The organism is Enterobacter sp. HK-058-C-ECC (assembly GCF_047531125.1).
Classification (GTDB): domain Bacteria; phylum Pseudomonadota; class Gammaproteobacteria; order Enterobacterales; family Enterobacteriaceae; genus Enterobacter; species Enterobacter quasiroggenkampii.
In genome coordinates this window covers 185,979-206,611 of the sequence record NZ_JBLKCH010000005.1, presented here as the reverse complement: position 1 = coordinate 206,611, position 20,633 = coordinate 185,979, and the positions used below count along the sequence as shown (strand labels likewise).

Genomic DNA, 20,633 nt, shown 5'->3' with positions numbered 1-20,633 from the left:
CTTCAGGAACAAACCGCGTGCGATTATTTGCCCAATTAAGCTGGTACTTTCGTCGGGAGTGGCAACGCTACCTCGGTGCAGTCGCCCTGCTTATTATCATTGCCATCCTGCAGCTGATCCCGCCGAAAGTGGTGGGCTACGTCGTGGATGGCGTCACCGAACAGCATTACACCACCGCACGGGTGTTGATGTGGGTTGGCACGCTGGTGCTGACGGCGGTCATTGTTTATCTGCTGCGCTACGTCTGGCGCGTGCTGCTGTTTGGTGCGTCCTATCAGCTGGCCGTTGAGCTGCGCGAAGATTTTTATCACCAGCTGAGCCGACAGCATCCCGAATTCTATCTGCGCCACCGCACCGGGGATCTTATCGCGCGCGCCACTAACGACGTCGACCGCGTGGTCTTTGCCGCCGGGGAAGGGGTGTTGACGCTGGTGGACTCGCTGGTGATGGGCTGTGCGGTGCTGATCGTCATGTCCACGCAGATCAGCTGGCAATTGACCCTGCTGGCCCTGCTGCCGATGCCGATCATGGCGCTGGCGATCAATCGCTATGGTGAACAGCTGCACGAGCGCTTCAAGCTGGCGCAGGCGGCGTTTTCGTCGCTGAACGATCGCACCCAGGAGAGCATGACCAGCATCCGCATGATCAAAGCGTTTGGCCTGGAGGACCGGCAATCAGCGCTGTTTGCGGCCGATGCCGCGGACACGGGAGCGAAGAACATGCGCGTCGCGCGTATTGATGCTCGCTTTGACCCGACGATCTATATCGCAATCGGCATGGCAAACCTGCTGGCTATTGGCGGCGGCAGCTGGATGGTGGTACAGGGCACGCTCACCCTGGGGCAATTGACCAGCTTTGCCATGTATCTGGGGCTGATGATCTGGCCGATGCTGGCGCTGGCCTGGATGTTTAACATTGTGGAGCGCGGCAGTGCCGCCTATAGTCGCATTCGCGCCATGCTGGCCGAAGCGCCGGTGGTCATCGACGGTAGCGAAGCCGTACCGGAAGGGCGCGGCGTCATGCATGTCGACGTCCGCAAGTTTGTCTATCCGCATACGGAGCATCCGGTGCTGGAGAACGTCAGCTTTACGCTGCAGCCCGGCCAGATGCTGGGCATCTGTGGCCCGACGGGATCCGGTAAAAGTACCGTGCTGTCGCTGCTCCAGCGCCACTTCGACGTCACGCAGGGCGATATTCGCTTCCATGATATTCCGCTCACCAGCCTGCTGCTGGATGAGTGGCGTGGTCGCCTGGCGGTTGTCAGCCAGACGCCGTTTCTTTTTTCTGACACCGTGGCGAACAACATCGCGCTTGGTTGCCCGGCAGCAACGCAGGAAGAGATCGAGCATGTGGCGCGTTTAGCCAGCGTACATGATGACATTTTGCGCCTGCCGCAGGGCTACGACACCGAAGTCGGGGAACGCGGCGTCATGCTGTCCGGCGGGCAAAAACAGCGTATCTCCATTGCCCGCGCGCTGCTGCTGAATGCGGAAATCCTGATCCTGGACGATGCGCTCTCCGCCGTGGATGGCCGTACCGAGCATCAGATCCTGCATAACCTGCGCCAGTGGGGCGACGGACGCACGATAATCATCAGTGCCCACCGTTTGTCAGCGCTTACCGAAGCCAGCGAAATTCTGGTATTGCAGCACGGCCATATTGCCCAGCGTGGGCAGCATGACGCGCTGGCCGAGCAGCCGGGCTGGTATCGCGATATGTACCGCTATCAGCAGCTTGAGGCGGCGCTGGACGATGCGCCGGAACAGGATCAGGAGGCCGCCAATGCGTAAGCTCGGAACGATGTGGCCGACGCTCAAACGTCTGCTGGCCTACGGCTCGCCGTGGCGTAAACCGCTCTCCGTTGCTGTGCTTTTACTCTGGGTTGCGGCGATTGCCGAAGTGAGCGGTCCGCTGCTCATCAGCTACTTCATCGATAATATGGTCGCCAAAAGCTACCTGCCGCTCGGGCTGGTGGCGGGGTTAGGCGTGGCATACGTTGGCTTACAGTTGACGGCGGCAGGATTACACTATGCTCAGTCGCTGCTGTTTAACCGGGCCGCCGTGGGCGTTGTTCAGCAACTGCGTACCGATGTCATGGACGCGGCGCTTCGCCAGCCGCTCAGCGAGTTTGATATCCAGCCGGTCGGGCAGGTGATTTCGCGCGTGACCAACGATACCGAGGTGATCCGCGATCTGTACGTCACCGTGGTCGCGACGGTATTACGCAGCGCGGCGCTGATTGGCGCGATGCTGGTGGCGATGTTCAGCCTCGACTGGCGCATGGCGCTGGTGGCGATCACCATCTTCCCGGCGGTGCTGATCGTCATGGTGATTTACCAGCGTTACAGCACGCCGATTGTGCGTCGGGTTCGCGCCTATCTGGCCGACATCAACGATGGCTTCAACGAAGTGATTAACGGCATGAGCGTCATCCAGCAGTTCCGCCAGCAGGCGCGTTTTGGTGAGCGCATGGGCGAAGCCAGCCGTTCGCACTATATGGCGCGTATGCAGACGCTGCGCCTGGACGGTTTCCTGCTGCGACCGCTGCTGAGCCTGTTCTCAGCGCTGGTGCTGTGTGGGCTGCTGATGCTCTTTGGCCTGAGCTCAAACGGTACGATTGAGGTGGGCGTGCTGTACGCTTTTATTAGCTATCTGGGACGCCTCAACGAGCCGCTGATCGAGCTCACTACGCAGCAATCGATGCTGCAACAGGCGGTCGTCGCCGGTGAGCGCGTCTTTGAGCTGATGGACAGGCCGCGTCAGGCCTACGGCAATGATGAGCGACCTCTGCAAAGCGGGGCTATCGCCTTTGATAACGTCTCGTTTGCCTATCGTGAAGACCGTCTGGTGTTGCAGGACATCACGCTTGACGTTCCGTCGCGCGGTTTCGTCGCGCTGGTGGGCCATACCGGCAGCGGTAAAAGCACGCTCGCCAGCCTGTTGATGGGCTACTACCCGGTCACGCAAGGCGAAATCCGCCTCGACGGGCGCCCGCTCGCGTCTCTTAGCCACACGGTGTTACGCAAAGGCGTTGCGATGGTGCAGCAGGATCCGGTCGTACTGGCCGATACCTTCTTTGCCAACGTAACCCTGGGACGGGACTATTCGGAGGCACAGGTTTGGGCAGTACTGGAAACGGTGCAGCTGGCAGAGCTGGCGCGCGGGTTCAGCGATGGGATCAACACGAAGCTGGGCGAGCAGGGCAACAATCTCTCCGTGGGGCAAAAACAGCTCCTGGCGCTGGCGCGCGTCCTGATTGAAACGCCGCAGGTGCTGATTCTTGACGAAGCCACAGCCAGCATAGATTCCGGTACCGAGCAGGCGATTCAGCAGGCGCTGGCCGCCGTACGCGACCATACGACGCTGGTGGTGATTGCCCACCGTCTTTCCACCATCGTCGACGCGGACACTATTCTGGTGCTGCATCGCGGACAGGCCGTGGAGCGTGGTACACACCGCGAGCTGCTGGAAGCAAAAGGGCGCTACTGGCAGATGTACCAGCTGCAGCTGGCGGGCGAAGAGCTGGCCGCCAGCGTGCGTGATGAAGAGTCGCTTAGCGCCTGATGCACTAAAATGAGGCGCCGCGCTAACAGTCATTCCTGTTGGTGCAAAACTGAAACGCACCCTGCACCGGCATGGTGCGTTTTTTTTCACCGGTTCATTTATCAGGACCGTGTAACGCACATCGCACCGCGATTCCCTCCCGTTTTCATTTCTGGCACATCCCTTGCAATACCTTCCGCGTAAGCTGCGGCCATTACCGAATTCTGACTGGAGGGGATCTATGAAGCTGGTTACGGTTGTAATCAAACCATTCAAACTCGAAGACGTGCGTGAAGCATTGTCTTCAATGGGTATTCAGGGACTGACTGTCACCGAAGTGAAAGGCTTTGGTCGTCAGAAGGGTCATGCCGAGCTTTATCGCGGGGCGGAATACAGCGTTAACTTTCTGCCAAAAGTAAAAATTGATGTCGCGATTGCTGACGATCAGCTTGATGAAGTCATTGATGTCATTAGCAAAGCGGCCTACACCGGCAAAATTGGCGACGGCAAAATTTTCGTTGCCGAACTGCAGCGCGTCATTCGCATCCGTACCGGCGAATCTGACGAAGCGGCTCTGTAATTAACGCCTGGCACACAGTGATAGGGATCGAGAAAATGAAGATAGCAACACTTAAAACGGGTCTGGGTTCGCTGGCGCTGCTGCCGGGCCTGGCGCTGGCTGCTGCCCCTGCGGTGGCCGACAAAGCCGATAACGCCTTTATGATGATCAGCACCGCGCTGGTGCTGTTCATGTCCATTCCGGGCATTGCGCTGTTCTACGGCGGCCTGATCCGTGGCAAAAACGTTCTCTCCATGCTGACGCAGGTTGCCGTGACGTTCGCACTGGTCTGCGTGCTGTGGGTGGTTTACGGTTACTCGCTGGCGTTCGGCACGGGCAACGCGTTCTTTGGTAACTTCGACTGGGTGATGCTGAAAAACATTGAACTGACCGCGCTGATGGGCAGCTTCTATCAGTATATTCACGTGGCGTTCCAGGGCTCCTTCGCCTGCATTACCGTCGGGCTGATTGTGGGCGCGCTCGCCGAGCGTATTCGTTTCTCTGCGGTCCTGATCTTCGTGGTGGTCTGGTTGACGCTCTCCTATGTGCCGATTGCGCACATGGTCTGGGGTGGCGGTCTGCTGGCGACGCACGGTGCACTGGACTTCGCGGGCGGTACCGTTGTTCACATTAACGCCGCGGTCGCGGGTCTGGTGGGCGCATACCTCATTGGCAAACGCGTGGGCTTCGGTAAAGAAGCGTTCAAACCGCACAACCTTCCGATGGTCTTTACCGGTACCGCGATCCTCTACTTTGGCTGGTTTGGCTTCAACGCCGGCTCAGCCAGTGCCGCAAACGAAATTGCCGCACTGGCCTTCGTGAACACCGTGGTGGCCACGGCGGGCGCAATCCTCTCCTGGGTATTTGGCGAGTGGGCGGTGCGCGGTAAACCTTCCCTGCTGGGTGCCTGCTCGGGGGCGATTGCGGGTCTGGTCGGTATTACGCCTGCGTGTGGTTATGTCGGCGTAGGCGGCGCGCTGCTGGTTGGCCTGGTGTCCGGTCTGGCGGGTCTGTGGGGCGTGACCGCACTGAAACGTCTGCTGCGCGTGGATGACCCTTGCGATGTATTTGGCGTTCACGGCGTGTGCGGGATTGTCGGCTGTATCATGACCGGTATCTTCGCGGCGAAATCGCTCGGTGGTGTGGGCTATGCAGAAGGCGTCACCATGGTTCATCAGGTGCTGGTGCAGCTGGAAAGTATTGCTATCACCGTGGTGTGGTCTGCAGTTGTCGCGTTCATCGGCTACAAGCTGGCGGACATGACGGTGGGTCTGCGCGTACCGGAAGAGCAGGAACGCGAAGGTCTGGATGTGAACAGCCACGGCGAGAATGCGTATAACGCATGATCTGAGTGTCTTGCCGGGTGGCGGCTTCGCCTTACCCGGCCTACAACAGCACAAAACGTAGGCCCGGTAAGCGTCGCGCCACCGGGCTTTTTACATCAACCTCTGTTACGCATCACCCCTTCCTGCACCGTTGAAGCCACCAGCACGCCGTCCTGAGTATAAAACTCCCCACGCACAAACCCGCGGGCGCTGGATGCCGACGTACTCTCCACACTGTAGAGCAGCCACTCATTCATGTTGAAGGGACGGTGGAACCACATCGAGTGATCGATCGTCGCGACCTGCATCCCTTTTTCGAGGAAGCCGACGCCGTGCGGCTGCAGCGCCACCGGCAGGAAGTTGAAGTCAGACGCATAGCCCAGCAGATACTGATGGACGCGGAAATCTTCCGGCACGGTGCCGTTGGCACGGATCCACACCTGGCGTTTTGGCTCGGCGGTGTGGCCCTTCATTGGGTTGTGGAATTCGACGGGGCGGATCTCAAGCGGCTTATCGCAGAGAAACTTCTCTTTGACCTGCGGCGGCAGCAGATGCGCCAGGGCGCGAGCGATATCCGTCTCCGATTTGAGATCGTCCGGCGAGGGGGCAGGGGGCATGACTTTCTGATGCTCATAACCCGGCTCCGGCGCCTGGAAAGAGGCGGTCATGTAAAAGATCGGCTTACCGTTCTGAATGGCCGCGACGCGGCGCGCGCTGAAGCTGTTGCCGTCTCGCAGAACTTCAACGTCATACACGATGGGTTTCGCGCTATCGCCGGGGCGTAAGAAGTAGCTGTGGAATGAATGCACCAGACGGTCTGCCGGGACAGTCTCCTTTGCAGCGTACAGCGCTTGTCCAACGACTTGCCCACCGAAGACCTGGCGTAAGCCTAAATCTTCGCTCTGTCCGCGAAAGAGTCCTTCCTCAATTTTTTCCAGATTCAGTAATGTCAGCAGATTGTTCAGTGCCTGACTCATAGTTGTCCTCAATAAACGCCGTAGCGAAAGATAGGCAGAGTATAACGCAGAAATGAAAGTGGTCCGATGGGTAGAATAATCTGAATATCGGGATGATTTCAGGCATTAATCAGTGAGTTGTGCCACACTTAACTACGTTATGTGATTGAAACGACATCGGATGGGATCGATCCCGCTGGTGCATTGATGATAAGGAGACTTCAATGAAACTCGTGCCTATGCTAAGTGGTGTAGCGATTGCGGTGGCGTTGTCCGCCTGTGCCGGTAAGAGCGCCCAGGTGCCAGTGCCAGCAGCTGACCCGAACGGGATTAATACCCTTTCGCAGCAGTCCATTCAGCAGCCTAACGTTTCCGGTACCATCTGGATTAAACAGAAAGTTGCGTTGCCGCCGGATGCGGTATTAACGGTGACGCTGTCTGATGCTTCCCTTGCCGACGCGCCGTCGAAAGTCGTGGCTCAGCGTGCCGTCCGTACTGAAGGCAAGCAGGCGCCGTTTAGCTTCGTGTTGCCGTATAACCCGTCGGACGTGCAGCCTAATGCCCGTATTCTGCTGAGCGCAGCGGTCACCATCAACGGTAAGCTGGTGTTTATCACCGATACGGTCCAGGAAGCGATTAATAACGGTGGGACCAAAATCGACCTGAATCTGGTGCCTGTGCAGCAGACCGAAGTGCCGATCGCCCCGCAGACCAATCAGCCGTCGCTGCCAACCCCACCCACTCAGATGTAATGGGTATCCCCCTCTCCTTCGGGAGAGGGGTTAATACACCCACCGGTACTTCTGCAAATCGATCTGACCCGACCCTGACACCTGCACCCCCTCTGAAAGTAACGCCTGACGCTGACGCTGGAGATCCGGCCCGGTGAGTGAGATGACGCCATGACGGTTCACCACCCGATGCCAGGGCAGCGTACTGCCTTCCGGCAGCCGTTTCAGGACGCCTCCAACCTGTCGCGCCGCGCGCGGGGAACCGGCCAGGCGCGCGACATCACCATAGGTGGTGACATAGCCCTCCGGGATTGAAGCCACGATTTGCCATACGCGCTGTGGAAAGGAGTCGTGCTCGTCCATACCTTCACCTGTGGGGAGTTTCTGGAGAGCCATGGTAAACGAAGATCGTCATGATTGCTGCGCCTGTTTGCGCAAGAAACCAGCATCCGGTTCCTGGCGGCTTGCAATTGGGCCTTCGCACAGGGATAATGCGCCAGCGCGTTGGTTATCAACGCTCTCAATGGGGGCTCTGTTGGTTCTCCCGCAACGCTACTCTGTTCACCAGGTCAGGTCCGGAAGGAAGCAGCCAGGGCAGACGACGTGTGTGCCGGGATGTAGCTGGCAGGGCCCCCACCCATTTCCGCCCTCATAAAATCTTCCTGCTTTCACCTCTCACTTTTGACGGCTATCCCACAATAATATTATGCCTATATCGTGTAATATATATTTCATCGTGCTGAAATATTATTGTCATAAACCTGTAATAATAGTCGGGCATTTTATCATTGGCCGTCTATTTTCTGGCATAACTCAAAAAAATATATATCTGGATAACATTGTTAACTTCGTGTATTAAATAAAGTACTTATTCCGAAGGGAAGTGACAAACATGGCTACAGCGGTATTAAACGTTAAGATTGATGACGCGCTAAAAGAAAGGCTTCGCCACTATGCGGAAGTGAATAACGAGAACTTAAGCGTGACGACAGAGAAACTGCTGCTGCTGGCGTTCGAAGCAGTAGAAGAGGCGGGAGTATCGGAAGAGGATATTGATAATCAGCATACGGAAGAAGAGAGTGTTTCTCCATTTACTCCTAAAGAAATCAAGGCTCTACGTAAACTTCTGAAGAAGAGAAAATGAAACAACAACTGTCAACTGCCAGTGACTACAAAGAGGCCTGCGATCTGCTGCGTTCAGGCTACGTGAAGCATGTACGTCTTGGCTGGAATGTCGGAAGTGATGAGTTCTTTCGTATTGCGTCTGACTGGTGTGATACTGGCGCAAAAATAAAGAAAGACGGTGAAAACTTCGTTATTTCACTGAAAGGTTTTCCTATTCCTGCTCAGCATTAATTCCGGATGGGTGAAAACTGCTGACTGTATCCGTGACAGTCAGCAGTTTTTATTTTTTATGATCGGCTTCAAACTTTTGCTATTAAATCACGCTGCGTTTAACGGCTGGCACGTTTTTATTCAGGGCAAGCCATAACGGTTTAATCTTCAGCAGCGTCTGTTCAAGCTCTGTTGGTTCGAGCGAGAAGGGCATCCGCAAATAGCGGTCAAACGCGCCCGATAAGCCAAACCGCGTACCGGTTCCCAGATTAATCCCCAGAATCTCAGCCCGCGCGGCAAGCTGTGTCGCCAGCATGCCCGGTAGCTCGATCCAGTAAGAGAGCCCGCCTTCCGCTTCATGGAATGTCCAGTCCGGGAAATGTTCACGCAGCAGTTCACCGCATCGATTGCGTCGTTCCGCCAGCATTTTGCGGCGGGCGGGTAGAAACGTCTCGCTGTTGTTGATGAGCCACAGCGCCGCCAGCTGTTCCAGCAGCGGCGAACCTAAATCGAGGGTATCCCGCGTCTGGGCAAGCGTGGCGATCGTGCGCGAGGAGGCGCGGATCCAGCCGAGACGCAGCCCGCCCCAGAAACTTTTTCCGGCGGAGCCTAAGGTGATGACGGTGGCCTTCGGGTTAAAGGAGGCCAGCGGCGGCGGAGGAGGGGCGTCAAACCAGAGATCCACCATCGTTTCATCTACCACCAGCGCCGTACGGGTTTGCGCAGCAATATCGGTAATGGCCTTGCGCGTCGCGATATCCATACAGCGCCCGGTGGGGTTATGAAAATCAGGCATCAGGTACGCCAGGCGCGGCGCGGTTTGGGCAAGCGTGGCGGCGAAGCCATCCGTATCCCAGCCCGTTTCCGGCAGCGACACCCCCACGGGCCGACACTGTGCGCCCTGAATGGCGGCAATCGCCAGCGGATAGGTGGGGTGATCGACCACGACGCGATCCCCGGGCCCGGTCATCATCCGCAGGACCAGCGCGAAGCCGCTGACGGCGCCATTGACCACCATCACTTCGTCCGCGCGGGTGGGAAGGCCCCGCGCGGTATAACGCGCAGCGATGGCCTCCCGCAGCGTTGGCAGTCCTAGCTGATCGTAGCCCGTCAGCGAGAGGTGCTGCGTAATGGCCGTGAGCGCATGGGTATACGCCTGGTGGATCTCCGGCCCGGCATTGAGGGCGGCAGTGGAGAGATCCAGCGCGGCACTCGCCGCGGAAAGCGTGGGAACGGCGCGCGTATCCGGGAGGATCACGCGTGACCCGCTGCCGTGGCGGCTCTCAAGATATCCCTCCTCGCGCAGATGGGCGAGGGCGCTGCTGATGGTGGTCCGGCTTACGTCCAGCGCCGTGGCCAGCTCGCGCTCTCCCGGTAGCCGTGTATTCAGTGCCAGACGTCCATCAAGAATTAACAGGCGCAGCGCATCGGCCAGCTGTCGCCAGAGCGGCGTGCGGGATGAGGTTTGCTGCCAGTGGCCTAAAAGGCGTACCAGAGACTGGCTTCCGAAGCGACGTGACGACATATGCAGTCCACTATTTCAAAACTGGACATTAATAATAGTGCCATTTTGGGTCAGGATGAAAGCCTGGTTCACTGGAGAAGATAAAAATGGTACGTCGTCTGCTACAACTCTATGTCGGTTTAGGACTGTATGGCCTGTCTACCGCGATGTTTATTCGTTCCGATTTGGGTGTCGATCCCTGGGATGTTTTTCACCTTGGGGTGGGGATACAGCTGGGGATGACTATCGGGACGGTGATCATTTTAACCGGTGCTGCGGTGCTGCTGCTGTGGATCCCCCTGCGCCAGATGCCGGGCCTGGGCACCATCAGCAACGTGATTTGTATCGGTCTGGCGGCGGACGCCAGCATGGCGCTTATTCCGGAACTGGATTCGTTACCTGTTCGCATCGCTTTCCTGGTGTCGGGCATCGTGATGAACGCGATTGCGACCAGCATGTACATTGGCGCCGGTTTTGGGCCTGGTCCGCGCGACGGCCTGATGACCGGCATTCATGCCCGCCTGGGGTGGTCCATTCGCAGCGTGCGTACCTCCATTGAGGTGTCCGTCCTGCTGATTGGGTGCGTGCTTGGCGGCACGTTTGGGGTGGGAACGGTCGTGTATGCCCTGACCATTGGCCCACTTATCCAGCTCTGTCTGCCGTGGTTCCGCCAGAAGCCGCGCGTTGCTGAAATCGCGCAGCCGGAGCGGGTTGTCTAATTTTGCGAAGCGCTCACATGTTTTAACGGCGTCGCTGTGTCACAATAATGGGCCACGACTCACGCGATGCCACAATGCATGAAAGCGATCACTCTCTATGATGTCGCCCTCCTTGCGGGGGTTTCTTATCAGACCGTCTCTCGCGTCATTAACGACGCGGAGCATGTCTCTGCCCGCACGCGGGAAAAGGTGCAGCAGGCGATGGCAGAGCTGCACTACGTGCCTAACCTGCGGGCACAGCAGCTGGCGGGTAAACGCACCCGCACGCTGGGACTCATCACCACCGATCTGGCCCTGCATGCGCCCTCGCAAATTGTGTCGGCGGTAAAATCACGTGCGGCCGAAAAAGGGGCGAGCGTCCTCATTTCCATGGTGGAGCAGCCGCAGCAGTGTCAGGCCGCGCTTCAGGCGCTGCTGGCGCAGCGGGTGGAGGCGTTGCTGGTGAATGTGCCGCTCGACGATCCTGACGCCGAAGCGCTCAGGGCGCTGGCATCACCTGTTCCGGTGCTGTTCCTTGATGTCTCGCCTTCAGCACAGGTAAACAGCCTCGTGTTTAACGCCGGGCAGGGTGCGCATCTGGGCGTTGAGCACCTGCTTTCGCTGGGGCATCAGCATATTGCCCTGCTGAGCGGGCCGGAAAGCTCGGTCTCTGCTCGGGCGCGTCTGGCAGGATGGAAAGCGGCTCTGGCCCGCGCGGGGCATGACGCCGCTGCGGTGGCTTATGGAGACTGGAGCGCGGCCAGCGGTTATGAGAAAGGGCATGTGCTGCTGTCGGGTAGCGCATTGCCGGATGCCATTCTGGTGGCGAACGATCAAATGGCGCTCGGAGTGATGCGCGCCTGTGCTGAAAAGGGGATCGCGATTCCAGGTCAGATGTCGGTGGTCGGGTTCGACGATACGGCTGACAGCGCCTGGTTTTCCCCGCCGCTGACGACCATTCGCCAGGCATTTCGCGAGGCTGGCGAGCGCAGCGTGGAGTGGCTGCTGGCCCCCACCGAAGGCGAGACGTGCTGGCAGGTTCAGCTGCCGGTGGCGCTGGTTACCCGGCATTCCAGCGCGCGCCGCGCGCCGCAGCAGGCCGAACGCGAGGATCTGGCGCAGCAGCTCAGAAGTCTGGCACTTCTGGCCGAGCAGCTTGCCCGCAAATAAAACTTTGTGATCGGACTCGCTACCCTGCGATCGAACGCTTTACCGTCGCAGAGTGCCAGGGCATGTTAACCAAAATTGTGAGCGCTTCGCAAAGAGGTTGATATGTCTCATACACCTTCGCTGACCCTCAGCGACATCCTGGCCCGTCGGGACTGGGAAAACCCCGGCGTTACCCAGTGGAACCGCCTGCCCGCACACGCGCCGTTGCACAGCTGGCGTAATGAATCTTCCGCCAGGGATGACGCTGGATCCCTCAGCAGGCGCTCCCTCAACGGGATCTGGCGGTTTAGCTACTTTTCTGCTCCCGAGCGGGTTCCTCAGGCATGGGTCACCGAAGATTGCGCTGATGTCGTCGCGATGCCCGTGCCGTCGAACTGGCAGATGCAGGGGTTCGATACGCCCATCTATACCAATGTCACCTATCCGATCCCCGTTAACCCGCCTTTTGTACCGCAGGAAAACCCGACAGCTTGTTACTCGCTCACATTCGACGTGGATGACGCCTGGCTTCAGAGCGGGCAAACCCGAATTATTTTTGATGGCGTGAACTCGGCGTTCCATCTGTGGTGTAACGGGCTGTGGATAGGCTATTCCCAGGACAGTCGATTGCCCGCCGAGTTTGACCTCTCGGCGGCATTACGCCCCGGGCAGAACCGCCTGGCGGTCATGGTCTTGCGCTGGTGTGACGGCAGCTATCTGGAAGATCAGGACATGTGGCGCATGAGCGGCATTTTCCGTGATGTCTCCCTGCTGCATAAGCCGGAGACGCACATCGCGGATTATCACGTGGTCACCGATCTGAATGCGGAGCTGGACCGCGCGGTGCTGAAAGTCGAGGTCGCGTTGACAGGCGCTGACTACGCGGAGTGCGACGTGGCGATCACGCTGTGGCGCAACGGTGAACGCTGTGGCAGCACTACCCAACGGCCAGGCTCTGCCATTGTGGATGAACGCGGCAACTGGGCCGAGCGGTTAACGGCGGCGATCCCGGTTACAACCCCCGCGTTATGGAGTGCGGAAACCTCGGAACTCTATCGCCTGACGATCGCGCTTTTGGATGCGCAGGGCACCGTGCTGGAGACGGAAGCCTGCGATGTCGGCTTCCGCCGGGTTGACATCAGCAACGGCCTGCTGAAGCTCAACGGTAAACCGCTGTTGATCCGCGGGGTTAACCGGCACGAGCATCATCCGGAAAACGGCCAGGTGATGGACGAAGCGACGATGCGTCGCGATATCGAGATCATGAAGCAGCACAACTTCAACGCCGTGCGCTGCTCGCACTACCCGAACCATCCGCTGTGGTACCGGCTTTGCGACCGCTATGGGCTGTACGTTGTTGACGAAGCCAATATCGAAACCCACGGCATGGTGCCGATGAGCCGCCTTGCTGACGATCCGCGCTGGCTGCCCGCCATGAGCGAGCGCGTGACCCGTATGGTGCAGCGCGATCGTAATCATCCCTCAATTATCATCTGGTCGCTGGGCAATGAGTCCGGCCACGGTGCAAATCACGACGCGCTGTACCGCTGGGTGAAATCCACGGATCCGACGCGTCCGGTGCAGTATGAAGGCGGAGGCGCGAACACGGCGGCGACCGATATTGTCTGTCCGATGTATGCCCGGGTCGATCAGGATCAACCCTTCCCGGCGGTGCCTAAATGGTCAATCAAGAAATGGATCGGCATGCCGGATGAAACACGCCCGCTGATCCTCTGCGAATACGCCCACGCGATGGGAAACAGCTTCGGCGGGTTCGCGAAATACTGGCAGGCGTTTCGTAGCCACCCTCGCCTGCAGGGGGGATTTGTCTGGGACTGGGTCGATCAGGCTCTGACGAAGCAAGATGAAAAGGGCAATTCGTTCTGGGCATACGGCGGGGACTTTGGCGATAAGCCAAACGACCGACAGTTCTGCCTGAATGGGCTGGTCTTCCCCGATCGCACGCCGCACCCGGCGCTGTACGAGGCGCAGCGCGCGCAGCAGTTCTTCACCTTTACGCGGGTCAGTACCTCTCCGCTGGTGATTGAGGTGCAAAGCGGATACCTGTTCCGCCATACCGATAACGAAGTGCTGAGCTGGACGGTCGCCCGGGATGGGGAGGTGCTGGCTTCGGGCGAGGTGACGCTGGCGATAGCCCCTGAAGGCGCTCAGCGTCTGGAGATCGCTCTGCCGGAATTGAAAGCCGAACCGGGGGAAGTCTGGCTGAATGTTGAAGTGCGCCAGCCGCGGGCAACGCCGTGGTCACCGGCTGACCATCGCTGCGCGTGGAAGCAGTGGCCGCTTCCGTCTCCGCTGTTTGTCGCACCGCCAGCCTCTGCGGGCGAGCCGCCGGTTTTGACGCAAAACGACCGCATCCTGGCGATCGCGCATGGTCAACAGCGCTGGCAGTTCGATCGTGCATCCGGAAACCTGACCCAGTGGTGGCGAAATGGCGTGGAATCGCTGATGTCACCTTTGACGGATAACGTCAGCCGTGCGCCGCTGGACAATGATATTGGCGTGAGTGAAGCGACGAGGATCGATCCGAATGCCTGGGTTGAACGCTGGAAAACGGCGGGCATGTACAATTTCACCTCGCGCGTTCTGTACTGTGAGGCAGAGCAGCATGCGGGCGAAGTCGTGGTCAACACCCTTCACGTCGGGGAGTATCATGGCAAAACGCTGTTCCTGAGCCGTAAAGTCTGGCGGGTGGATGACCACGGGAGGCTGCACGGCGATATTCAGGTGGATATTGCGTCCGATATCCCGGAACCCGCACGTATTGGCCTGAGCGTTCATCTCGCCGAAACGCCGGAAAACGTCTCCTGGCTGGGGCTGGGGCCGCATGAAAACTACCCTGACAGAACGCTGGCGGCACAGCAGGGACGCTGGACATTACCCCTGGCGGAGATGCACACCCCGTATATCTTCCCGACGGAAAATGGTTTGCGCTGTGATACGCGGGAGCTGGTGCTGGGAACGCATCAGCTACATGGCCGGTTCCATTTCTCGGTGAGCCGCTACAGCCAGCAGCAGCTGCGCGAGACAACCCATCACCATCTGCTGCGGGAAGAGCCGGGGTGCTGGCTCAACCTCGACGCGTTCCATATGGGCGTGGGCGGCGACGATTCCTGGAGCCCCAGCGTTTCACCGGAATTCATTTTGCAGACACGCCAGTTTCGCTACACCTTTAGCTGGCAGCAAAATCCTTAACGGATCATTGAGATGCGGCCACAGGGCGTGGCCGCAAGATCAATGAGAATACCTCGCGAGGTTATTTTCTGCCCAAAGAATAAACTCCGTCTTTGGCAGCGCTTTGCTGTAGTACCAGCCCTGTCCGTACTGCACGCCGTGCTGGTGCAGCCAGGCGAGCTGCCCGGCGGTCTCGACGCCTTCCGCAACCATCGCCAGCTTCAGCGACTTCGCCATTTCAATAATGTGTGGCGTCACGTTTTTGTACTCCAGCGCATCCACGAACGATTTATCAATTTTTAGCGTGTCGACATCCAGATCCTGCAGATAGCTCAGGCTGGAATAGCCCGTACCAAAATCATCTATATAGACAGGGTGCCCCGAACGGCGGAATGCGGCGATTGCCGGCGCGCTGATTTTGGGATCGGCAAAGCCGCGCTCGGTGACCTCAAGGGCGATTTGGCCCGGATGGACCTTCCATTTGTTCAGCAAGTGACTCAGCAGCGGCGGCAGCGTGCCGGAGGTCAAATCGGCGGGCGCGAGGTTGATGGAGATATGCTGATCGGGGTGAAGATGCAGCCAGTTACCCATATCCTCGAACACTTTTTCGATAACGAGCTGCGTCAGCTGAGAGATAAGCCCGGTTTGCTCAGCAAGGGGAATAAAAATATCAGGCGAGAGGCTGCTTCCGTCCGGCTGCGGCCAGCGCGTCAGCGCTTCTGCGCCGACAATTTTTCCGCTACACAGCGCCACGATGGGCTGATAGTGAACCACAAAATCGCGGCTATTAATGGCGTCAAGCAGGCGGTTGCGCGGCGACTGGATGCGACGCAGTATCCGCAGGACAAAGAGCGCGGCAAGCAGGCTTATCAGGACGCCGAAGGGGAGCCATAAAAGCAGCTGCTGGTGCCAGGTTTCCGCCAGCGGTTTGAGCGTAGCCCATGCGACAACGGTAAATCCCAGTTCAGGGATGGGCTTCATGACGTACATTGAACCCTTATACTGAATGCTGGTCATCTCCGTGCCCCCGATCGTGTCGCGAACGTACGGATCGAGTCGATTACTGCTGGCAAAGACGAGGTGTGTTGTGCTTCCTACCAGGGCGGCATCAACCACGATATCACCGAATGGGATCACATCCACCAGTGAGGCCGGATCGACCATGACAAGGTAATGACCTTGCCCCAGCACGGCCATGTAGCGATGAAACCCAAGATCGTTTTGCGTGGTTAGCCATGCACTGTAACCGTCTTCGGTAATGCGCATTGGCGGAGGAAAAGCGGCGGCATGGCTGGTTTGTTCAAGGGAGGAGCAGAGCGGTTGAAGGTTGTCGATATAGATCACCTCCTGCACATAGCGCCATGAGAAAGCCGCACGGCGCATCTCTCTTAGCTGCAAAGGGCTGCACGGTACGCCCTTAAAGGCCTGCAGATGATTGAGCGCTTCTTTTGCCTGCGCCACGACCCTGTCGGTTCTGATCTGCACGCGCGAGGCATAGTTTTCCAGCGCATCGACAAAATCATCTTCCGCCTGGCGGTGGGCAAGCCAGATGCTCAGGCAAATGGGGACCAGCACGGAAAAGATGAGTACGCCAGTCACCAGACTGACCAGATGTCGGGTTTTCATGCTGTCGTGTCCTTCCTCGTATACCCGTTCCTGAGCACTGAGTTCCCTGCCTGAAGAGAAAGATTTTACCGCGAAATGATATAGTTATAGCACGTGGGTGGCCTGGTTTTCATTTTATCTCAGGTAAACCAGAAAATATCATCAAAGGGGAGGGGTTGTTTTTTGAATCTGGCCTGGATATTATTTTGTTATGTTATAACAAAACATAAAGGATTGACGATGAAACCCAATATCCATCCCGCCTATCGCACCGTAGTCTTCCATGACACCAGCGCGAATGAATACTTCAAAGTGGGCTCAACCATTAAGACCGACCGCGAAATTGAACTCGACGGTGAAACGTATCCGTATATCACCATCGAGGTTTCTTCAAAATCGCACCCGTTTTATACCGGTAAGCAGAAAACGTTCTCCACGGACGGTAGCGCAGCGCGCTTCCGCAAGCGTTTTGGTGGTTTTCTCAATGCGAAGCGGGGCTAACCATGCAGGTACTTAACTCATTGCGCAGTGCAAAACAGCGTCACCCGGATTGCCAGATAGTCAAACGCAAGGGACGCATGTACGTGATTTGCAAATCCAATCCGCGCTTTAAGGCGGTTCAGGGACGTAAAAAAAGACGCTAAACGCGCGTTTCTCGCCAGCTTTCCAGGGATCTTTTCTGTTTGCCATCGGCAGTAAAATTGTCGGTGGCAAGCCAGCGCTCAAAGGCGTTCGCCAGCGTCGGCCACTCTTTATCGAGAATCGAAAACCAGTCGGTATCCCGGTTATGGCCTTTTATCACCAGCGCCTGGCGAAAACGCCCCTCAAACTGAAAACCCAGGCGCAGGGCGGCCTTGCGGGAAGGTTCGTTCAGGCTATTGCACTTCCACTCATAACGCCGGTAGCCCAGGGTATCGAACACATACCGCATCAGCAGATATTGCGCCTCTGTTGACATGGGCGTGCGGCTTAAAAGAGGCGAGAAGTGAACGTGCCCCACCTCCACGACCCCGTTTTTAGGATCGATCCGCATCAGGGACAGCGTTCCAACGGGTGACTGAGTCCGGTTATCCATAACGGTAAAGTGTATGGGGTCGGATAACTCACTCACGCTCGCCACCCATTCGGCAAATTCCTCTGCGGTAGCGTCGGGCTCACGCAGCAGCCACGTCCAGCTGCGCGTATCTCTGGCCAGGGAATAGGCGGAGAACAGCGCGTTGGCATGCTCCACGCGCAGCGGTTCAAGGCGACAATACTGGCCCTGAAGCACGACCCGGGATGGGGGCTGACGAGGTTGCCAGTCGCTAAGCGCTTCGCCCACTGGCTGTCCGAACTGATTGAATGTCTTCATCTTAATTTCCGTGACGTTGAAAAGAGTTTCAGACTAGTGAATTACTGGTTCCTTAAAAAGAACCACTGCGCTATGTTTTGATGGTGCCACGAGGAGGCGAGATGAATATACCGGGTGATGACTTTTATACCTTGCTCAACGCAGCCCTGAAAAAACGCGGGGAAGAGACGCTCCAGCGCGCGCTTTATCTTGCTTTACGGGAGGTGATTCTGTGCGGAAGACTCCTGTCCGGCAGCCAGCTTCCCGGTTCGCGAACGCTGGCCCAGCAGCTCTCCCTTTCCCGCAATACCGTCAATGCGGCGCTGGACCAGCTCACGCTGGAAGGGTATTTGCAGCGTGACCGCCAGGGAACGCGGGTGGCACAGCTGGCTTACCGCTCGGCCATCCGGACATTGCCGGACCCTGACATCAGGCTCGCCCGACGGGTTGGCCTGCTGCCTGCGCCGGTGCAACGGGATACTCCGGTTCTGGCATTTACGCCGGGGACACCCGCTATCAACTATTTCCCTCTGCCGTTGTGGCGGCGATTGTACGATCGCGTGATGCGGGAGGAGGGAAATGCCCTGCTGGGGTATGGCGACCCGGCCGGTGAACCGTCGCTGCGGGCAGCGATTGCCCGGCATCTTGCCCTGTCCCGCGGTATCGACTGCGACGCGAGCCAGATTGTGATCACGGAAGGCGCGCTTGAGGGTGTCAACCTGTGCACAATGCTGCTGAGTGAGCCGGGGGATATCGCCTGGGTAGAAAACCCCGGCTATAGCGGGGCAAAAAGCGCGTTTGTTAAAACCGGCCTGACCATGACGGGGATCCCGGTTGATGACGAGGGGATGTGCTGGGAGGGACTGAATGCCCCTTCTCCCTCGTTAATTTTTACCTCACCTTCACACCAGTTCCCCTACGGAAGCGTGCTCAGCGCCCGACGGCGTCTGGCGCTGCTGGAGCTCGCCCGGCAGCACAACGCGTGGATCATCGAAGACGATTACGACAGCGAATTCCGTTATGCCGGTGAGCCCGTGCCGGCGATGCTGGGAATGGTCAACAATGCGCCTGTGGTTTATCTCGGGACGTTCAGTAAAACGCTGTTTCCGTCGCTCCGAATAGGGTTCATGGTCTTGCCGCCTGCGCTGGCGAAGGCGGTTCGTCCGGCCATCGGCTCGCTGTTGCGCGGTGGGCATCGTGCCGAACAGCGCACGCTGGCGCTGTTTATCGAAGAAGGTCATTATGCCCGTCATCTTGCCGCCATGCGTCGACTCTATCGTAAACGATACCGCCAGCTGCGGGAGGTGCTGGGCGCAGAGCTTCATGCGCCGCACCGTATTCTGGCCGGTGAAGGCGGGATGCATCTGACGCTGGCGATAGACGATATTGATGACCAGAAACTGGTGGAGCAGGCAAGGGCGTTTCAGCTGGCACCCGCTGCGTTGAGCAGGTACTACCTGGAGGCGAAGCAGGGGCAAACCGGTCTGGTTTTAGGTTACGGCAATACCTCTGCTTCTCAGTTTGCGCCGGGGATCCGGCGTCTGCAGGCGTTAATTACGCAGCAGCAGGGCGCGAAAGGGTAAAGACGTCATAGAAAGAGAGCTGACCTTTGGTAGAGACCATTTTCTGCAGCTTCTCTTTTTGCACGGTTTCAACGGCCGGAGAGTGCAGAATGCTGTCGATCAGCTCCTCTGGCACGTAACGCGTGTTGTACCATTCGCCGTTATAGCAGACCCGGAAATCGAGGACGTCGATATCTTCGTAACGGTAGCGCGGATTCACGTCGAAAAAGAAAAAGGCGTTAAAGACCACAAACAGCACAACCAGCAGCCAGACGGAGTCCACCAGTGTTTCAGACTTCAGCATCACAATAAGCGTCGCCAGCCAGGCGGCATACATGGCGACAAACAGTCCAGGATGTTTGCGAATAAAGCTAATGCTAAAGCGCGGGCGATTGTCGCGCTTTTCGCGGAGGTTAAGATCGTCGATGGTGGCGGTGAGCAGGCGCTGTATCTCGGTCATTTTTTGCCTTTATGAGAGTTGACAATACAGGGTGTCTGCCAATTTTAGGGGAGCCATTGGGCTGAAAAAAGTAACAGTCTGGCGCTAAAAGACCATAACAGTTGGCTCCCCACTCCCTCACAGCGTTTTGATGATTTTTGCCGGATTGCCGCCCACGACAACGTTAGCCGGGACGTCTTTCGTCACCACGGCACCGGAGGCCACCACCACATTATCACCAATGGTGACGCCAGGGTTAATAACCGCCCGACCACCGATCCAGACATTATTCCCAATGGTGACGGGTTTGCCAAACTCCACGCCGCTGTTCCGTTCCTCTGCATCCAGCGGATGGGTGGCCGTATAAATATGCACACCCGGCGCGAGCATGCAGTTATCGCCGATACGAACGGGGCAGACATCCAGCATCACGCAGTCGAAGTTCGCGTAAAAGTTTTTACCCAGAGAGATGTTATATCCATAGTCGCAGCGGAAGCTCGGTTCGATATAAGCGCCTTCGCTTTGCCCCAGCAGTTCCGCCAGGATGTTCTGGCGTTCTGTCTTTTCATCGGGCGCGGTGTGGTTATAGCGGTACACCAGATGGCGGGCCCGCAGTCTGTCGGCCCGTAACGTCTCATCGCCGGGGCGGTAGTGTTCACCGGCAATCATCTTCTGTTTTTCTACGCTCATAGGAAACCTCTCTGG

The 20,633-nt window shown here is 57.9% G+C and carries 19 protein-coding genes, 1 other RNA gene and 1 pseudogene; 14 read left to right on the top strand and 7 right to left on the bottom strand.

Going from position 1 to position 20,633, the window contains the following annotated elements:
• Window positions 1–17 precede the first annotated feature (17 nt).
• From ACMWJS_RS12490 to amtB, 4 genes are all read left to right on the top strand, one after another.
• Window positions 18–1,790 (top strand): SmdA family multidrug ABC transporter permease/ATP-binding protein, encoded by a 1,773-nt coding sequence (locus ACMWJS_RS12490; RefSeq protein WP_111967297.1) that lies wholly within the window; start codon window positions 18–20, stop codon window positions 1,788–1,790.
• On the top strand, window positions 1,783–3,564 hold the full coding sequence (locus tag ACMWJS_RS12485; protein WP_414747145.1) for a SmdB family multidrug efflux ABC transporter permease/ATP-binding protein: 1,782 nt from the start codon (window positions 1,783–1,785) through the stop codon (window positions 3,562–3,564). The genes ACMWJS_RS12490 and ACMWJS_RS12485 overlap by 8 nt, the downstream gene beginning before the upstream one ends.
• A 220-nt stretch (window positions 3,565–3,784) precedes the next feature.
• On the top strand, window positions 3,785–4,123 hold the full coding sequence (gene glnK / locus ACMWJS_RS12480; RefSeq protein WP_008503304.1) for a P-II family nitrogen regulator: 339 nt from the start codon (window positions 3,785–3,787) through the stop codon (window positions 4,121–4,123).
• A gap of 35 nt (window positions 4,124–4,158) precedes the next feature.
• On the top strand, window positions 4,159–5,448 hold the full coding sequence (gene amtB / locus ACMWJS_RS12475) for an ammonium transporter AmtB (protein WP_047074530.1): 1,290 nt from the start codon (window positions 4,159–4,161) through the stop codon (window positions 5,446–5,448).
• 95 nt (window positions 5,449–5,543) lie between these two features.
• Here the strand turns inward: amtB and tesB are convergent, their stop codons facing one another.
• A complete protein-coding gene (tesB, locus tag ACMWJS_RS12470; protein ID WP_023293157.1) occupies window positions 5,544–6,404 on the bottom strand; it encodes an acyl-CoA thioesterase II in 861 nt (286 codons plus the stop codon).
• Window positions 6,405–6,607: 203 nt separating this feature from the next.
• Between tesB and ACMWJS_RS12465 the strand changes: the two genes are divergently transcribed.
• The gene (locus tag ACMWJS_RS12465) at window positions 6,608–7,135 is read left to right on the top strand and encodes a YbaY family lipoprotein (RefSeq protein WP_045909766.1); all 528 of its coding nucleotides are present in this window, start codon (window positions 6,608–6,610) and stop codon (window positions 7,133–7,135) included.
• A 30-nt stretch (window positions 7,136–7,165) separates the two neighbouring features.
• Here the strand turns inward: ACMWJS_RS12465 and ACMWJS_RS12460 are convergent.
• Window positions 7,166–7,563 (bottom strand): annotated as a pseudogene (locus tag ACMWJS_RS12460) (MGMT family protein).
• 84 nt (window positions 7,564–7,647) lie between these two features.
• Here ACMWJS_RS12460 and ffs point away from each other — a divergent pair.
• The 3 genes from ffs (at window position 7,648) to ACMWJS_RS12445 (ending at window position 8,470) form a co-directional block, all read left to right on the top strand.
• Window positions 7,648–7,744: signal recognition particle sRNA small type (gene ffs, locus ACMWJS_RS12455), an RNA gene on the top strand.
• A 262-nt stretch (window positions 7,745–8,006) separates the two neighbouring features.
• Entirely contained in the window at window positions 8,007–8,258 is a 252-nt protein-coding gene (locus ACMWJS_RS12450) for a hypothetical protein (RefSeq protein WP_023310587.1), read from the top strand.
• Entirely contained in the window at window positions 8,255–8,470 is a 216-nt protein-coding gene (locus ACMWJS_RS12445) for a hypothetical protein (protein ID WP_008503298.1), read from the top strand. The genes ACMWJS_RS12450 and ACMWJS_RS12445 overlap by 4 nt, the downstream gene beginning before the upstream one ends.
• Before the next feature lie 82 nt (window positions 8,471–8,552).
• Here the strand turns inward: ACMWJS_RS12445 and ACMWJS_RS12440 are convergent, their stop codons facing one another.
• Window positions 8,553–9,974 (bottom strand): PLP-dependent aminotransferase family protein, encoded by a 1,422-nt coding sequence (locus tag ACMWJS_RS12440; RefSeq protein ID WP_414747144.1) that lies wholly within the window; start codon window positions 9,972–9,974, stop codon window positions 8,553–8,555.
• Window positions 9,975–10,060: 86 nt separating this feature from the next.
• Between ACMWJS_RS12440 and ACMWJS_RS12435 the strand changes: the two genes are divergently transcribed.
• The 3 genes from ACMWJS_RS12435 to ACMWJS_RS12425 all read left to right on the top strand — a co-directional run bounded on the left by ACMWJS_RS12435 (window position 10,061) and on the right by ACMWJS_RS12425 (window position 15,013).
• Window positions 10,061–10,672 carry a YczE/YyaS/YitT family protein gene (locus tag ACMWJS_RS12435; protein WP_032656565.1) on the top strand — a complete coding sequence of 204 codons (612 nt, stop codon included), beginning with the start codon at window positions 10,061–10,063 and terminating at the stop codon, window positions 10,670–10,672.
• 78 nt (window positions 10,673–10,750) lie between these two features.
• Window positions 10,751–11,821, top strand: a complete 1,071-nt coding sequence (locus ACMWJS_RS12430; RefSeq protein WP_414747143.1) for a LacI family DNA-binding transcriptional regulator — start codon at window positions 10,751–10,753, stop codon at window positions 11,819–11,821.
• Between the two features lie 102 nt (window positions 11,822–11,923).
• Complete coding sequence (locus ACMWJS_RS12425; RefSeq protein ID WP_414747142.1) at window positions 11,924–15,013, top strand: beta-galactosidase; 3,090 nt, start codon at window positions 11,924–11,926, stop codon at window positions 15,011–15,013.
• A gap of 39 nt (window positions 15,014–15,052) precedes the next feature.
• Here the strand turns inward: ACMWJS_RS12425 and ACMWJS_RS12420 are convergent, their stop codons facing one another.
• Window positions 15,053–16,618, bottom strand: a complete 1,566-nt coding sequence (locus tag ACMWJS_RS12420; protein ID WP_414747141.1) for an EAL domain-containing protein — start codon at window positions 16,616–16,618, stop codon at window positions 15,053–15,055.
• A gap of 219 nt (window positions 16,619–16,837) precedes the next feature.
• On the opposite strand from ACMWJS_RS12420, the gene ACMWJS_RS12415 reads away from it, so the two are divergent.
• Both ACMWJS_RS12415 and ykgO read left to right on the top strand, forming a co-directional pair.
• Window positions 16,838–17,098: a type B 50S ribosomal protein L31 gene (locus ACMWJS_RS12415; RefSeq protein WP_006176933.1), complete on the top strand. Its 261-nt coding sequence runs from the start codon at window positions 16,838–16,840 to the stop codon at window positions 17,096–17,098.
• A gap of 2 nt (window positions 17,099–17,100) precedes the next feature.
• Window positions 17,101–17,241: a type B 50S ribosomal protein L36 gene (ykgO, locus tag ACMWJS_RS12410; RefSeq protein ID WP_414747140.1), complete on the top strand. Its 141-nt coding sequence runs from the start codon at window positions 17,101–17,103 to the stop codon at window positions 17,239–17,241.
• Here ykgO and ACMWJS_RS12405 read toward each other — a convergent pair.
• Window positions 17,238–17,948: a GNAT family N-acetyltransferase gene (locus tag ACMWJS_RS12405; protein ID WP_414747139.1), complete on the bottom strand. Its 711-nt coding sequence runs from the start codon at window positions 17,946–17,948 to the stop codon at window positions 17,238–17,240. The genes ykgO and ACMWJS_RS12405 overlap by 4 nt on opposite strands.
• Before the next feature lie 101 nt (window positions 17,949–18,049).
• Here ACMWJS_RS12405 and ACMWJS_RS12400 point away from each other — a divergent pair, with 101 nt between their 5' ends.
• Window positions 18,050–19,510: a PLP-dependent aminotransferase family protein gene (locus tag ACMWJS_RS12400; RefSeq protein WP_414747138.1), complete on the top strand. Its 1,461-nt coding sequence runs from the start codon at window positions 18,050–18,052 to the stop codon at window positions 19,508–19,510.
• On the opposite strand, the gene ACMWJS_RS12395 is transcribed toward ACMWJS_RS12400, so the two are convergent.
• Both ACMWJS_RS12395 and maa read right to left on the bottom strand, forming a co-directional pair.
• The gene (locus tag ACMWJS_RS12395; protein WP_045909756.1) at window positions 19,482–19,949 is read right to left on the bottom strand and encodes a YlaC family protein; all 468 of its coding nucleotides are present in this window, start codon (window positions 19,947–19,949) and stop codon (window positions 19,482–19,484) included. The genes ACMWJS_RS12400 and ACMWJS_RS12395 overlap by 29 nt on opposite strands.
• Window positions 19,950–20,066: 117 nt before the next feature.
• On the bottom strand, window positions 20,067–20,618 hold the full coding sequence (maa, locus tag ACMWJS_RS12390; protein ID WP_045909755.1) for a maltose O-acetyltransferase: 552 nt from the start codon (window positions 20,616–20,618) through the stop codon (window positions 20,067–20,069).
• Window positions 20,619–20,633: the final 15 nt, after the last annotated feature.